This is a genomic window from Brevundimonas sp. EAKA (assembly GCF_000698025.1).
GTDB lineage: Bacteria > Pseudomonadota > Alphaproteobacteria > Caulobacterales > Caulobacteraceae > Brevundimonas > Brevundimonas mediterranea_A.
The window spans coordinates 1-2720 of sequence record NZ_JMQR01000214.1 but is presented as its reverse complement, the minus strand read 5'-3'; the positions used below and the strand labels follow the sequence as shown (position 1 = coordinate 2720).

Annotated in this window: 3 protein-coding genes and 1 pseudogene; 2 read left to right on the top strand and 2 right to left on the bottom strand. The window is 61.6% G+C overall.

Annotation, left to right across the window (positions count from 1 at the left end):
• Positions 1-9 precede the first annotated feature (9 nt).
• On the top strand, positions 10-483 hold the full coding sequence (queF, locus tag ER13_RS16870; protein ID WP_035311176.1) for a preQ(1) synthase: 474 nt from the start codon (positions 10-12) through the stop codon (positions 481-483).
• Between the two features lie 24 nt (positions 484-507).
• Here queF and ER13_RS18110 read toward each other — a convergent pair whose 3' ends face one another.
• Positions 508-1518, bottom strand: a complete 1011-nt coding sequence (locus ER13_RS18110; protein WP_197019816.1) for a DUF4238 domain-containing protein — start codon at positions 1516-1518, stop codon at positions 508-510.
• Positions 1519-1615: 97 nt separating this feature from the next.
• Between ER13_RS18110 and ER13_RS16865 the strand changes: the two are divergent.
• Positions 1616-2087 (top strand): annotated as a pseudogene (locus ER13_RS16865) (DUF817 family protein); the annotation flags it as partial.
• A 72-nt stretch (positions 2088-2159) separates the two neighbouring features.
• Here ER13_RS16865 and ER13_RS16860 read toward each other — a convergent pair.
• On the bottom strand, positions 2160-2720 hold a 561-nt coding region (locus ER13_RS16860; RefSeq protein ID WP_052005179.1), incomplete at its 5' end, for a nitroreductase.

The window sequence follows — 2720 nt, the reverse complement described above, 5'->3', positions numbered from 1 at the left end:
GCGTCAGTTGTGTATAAGAGCCAGACCCCCTCCCCCGACAACCCCAGCCAGCTCGGCGCCCAGACCGCCGCCCCGACCAGCCCCGAGACGGCCGTGCTTGAGCGGGTGCCGAACCCCCATGCGGATACGCTGTATCTGGCCCGGTTCACGGCGCCCGAGTTCACCAGCCTGTGCCCGGTGACGGGCCAGCCGGACTTCGCCCATATCGTCATCGACTATGCGCCGGGCGACTGGCTGGTCGAGTCCAAGAGCCTGAAACTGTACCTGACCAGTTTCCGCAACCACGGCGCCTTCCACGAGGACTGCACCGTCGCCATCGGCCGGCGCCTGGCGGACCTGCTGGCGCCGAAGTGGCTGAGGATCGGGGGGTACTGGTATCCGCGCGGCGGGATTCCGATCGACGTCTTCTGGCAGACGGGCGTGGCGCCGGAGGGGCTGTGGCTGCCGGATCAGGGCGTGCCGACCTATCGCGGGCGGGGGTGATGCCATCTCAGATGCTATTTAGCGTTAGTTATCTCTCCACTTAGGCAAGGTGGGCCGAGGTCCAAATTCTGTCTGCATCCAGAAAAGATCACCACCTTCGACTCTAACCCAGTCTGACCGGAGTACGGGCGAGTGATCTGCAAATCGGGCGATCATGCTGTCGGAGCTTCGGTCGCATGCAAATGACATCCGGTAAGCGTAACGAGCTGTGCATCGGTTGAATCGGCGCACAACGCTTTCATCCGTGATGGTCCGAGAAAACGGTCCCTGCGATCCCTGATGGGATTTTAGAGCTGTCTTCCCGCGCAGCATCGTCCAAGAATCTATGGGAAACTGAAGTTCTGCACGCACCGGCTTGCGGTCGAGGTTGTAAGGCAACTGTTTTGTATTCGGTTGTCTAGGATCGTAAAAGCAAACCGGGTTGTCGCTTGTGATGAAGGGTGTAGACGTACGATTGTGCAGGACTTCAAACCCTAAATCCATAATAACTGAGTTGGTACTTTGTAATATTGCTGGCATTGCATGGATAGACTGATGAGGGTCGATGCTCACATCGATCTTCGACCAAATGTCTTCCAGTCCGTCAGGTGTAGGCGGAAGCCGACCTTCACGATCCAATTTAGCAGTTATGCCTCTGACTTGGGCGGCTAGCGCGCTTTCAATGAGCTCTCGCGTTGCCGGCACGCGTGCTCGTAACGACGCGACCATAAGATAGAGGTGCGACCACGCTTTAGGGTCAATACCGTCTTTGCGAGCCGCTTCACGGGCTGACGGCCAGAACTGTTCGACCTCAGAGCTAAAGAGGTCCTCCAGAATATTATTGTCTCTACCTCCTTCTGGAGTCGGTTGAGAGTAATAGAATTTTCTGAATGCGATCTGTGCGGGTGCGATAGGTTGTGGAGAACCTCCTTTGTCCGCGAAGTACACCTCAACCCTTCCTTGATGATTGGTGAATCCTTCGAGGTAAGTGATGGGGATGAAGTGATGGCGCTTCTTTTCGTTTTCTCGGGGATTTGGTGTTGCTTGTTTTTTCACTGATGCTCCCCCTATGACCAAGGCGTGGTCGCGTCCTTGTTGGATACCACGGAGAGCCGTTTAAGTGCGCCCATTGGATTCACACCAAGCCCAATCCATGCCCCGATCCCACCGCCTTCCCCTCGAGGCTTGGGGCCGACGCCTCCTCACACGCGCCGAGACCTGGGCCGATCGATCCCGCCCGCGTCGTTACGCCTACGAGTTCCTCTGGTTCGGGCTGAAGCAGGGGTGGCCGTGTCTGTTCGGGGGCTGATGCTGGCCTTGATCCTGGGCACCTTCATGTTCTGGCCGGAGGGGGCGCTGATCTCGCGCTACGACTTTCTGGGGTCGTGGCGGTGGTGATCCAGGCGGCGATGCTGGCCTTCAGGCTGGAGAGCTGGGAGGAGGCGCGGGTGATCTTCCTGTTCCATGTGGCGGGGACGATCATGGAGCTGTTCAAGACCGCGCACGGGTCATGGGTCCATCCCGTGGACAGTTTGCTGAGCATCGGTGCGGCGCCGTTGTTCTCGGGCTTCATGTATGCGGCGGTGGGCAGCTATATCGCGCGGGTGCAGCGGATCTTCCGTATCCGTGTGCGGGCCTATCCGCCGCTGGGGCCTCCGATCTGCGCCGCTACGCGGCTTGTCGGAGGATGACGCCTATCACGGCAGGCGCGTGACCCTGGCGGCCATGTCCGGCCGGGGGCGTTCCAGGGCGGGTTCGGTCAGGGTTCCGATGTGGATGAAGCCGGCGACGGCTTCGCCCTCGGTCAGGCCGAACAGAGCCACAGCCTGGGGGTCGTAGCTGTACCAGTCGGTGATCCAGCTGGACGAATAGCCGAAGGCGCCGGCCGCGTGTTCCAGGTTCATGCAGACGGCGCCGGCCGACAGCTGTTGCTCCCAGACCGGCTTGGCGGCGGGGACGGGCGTCGAGACGACCAGGATGGTGAGGGGGGCGGCGGTCAGCTTGGCCAGGACCGCCTGGTCCTTGGCCGGCTTGTCGCGGGTCTCGGCCAGGACGGCCAGTTGTTCGGCGATCCGGGCGCGGCTGAGCGGGCCCAGGACCACGAACCGCCAGGGGAAGAGCTTGCCGTGATCGGGGGTGCGGGCGCCCAGGGTCAGGATCTGGTCCAGCTCGGCCTCGGTCGGGCCGGGGGCGGTAAGGGCCTCAGGGGACAGGGCCGCCGGAGTGGTAGGGGTAGCGCGGGCACAAGACCGGAGTGC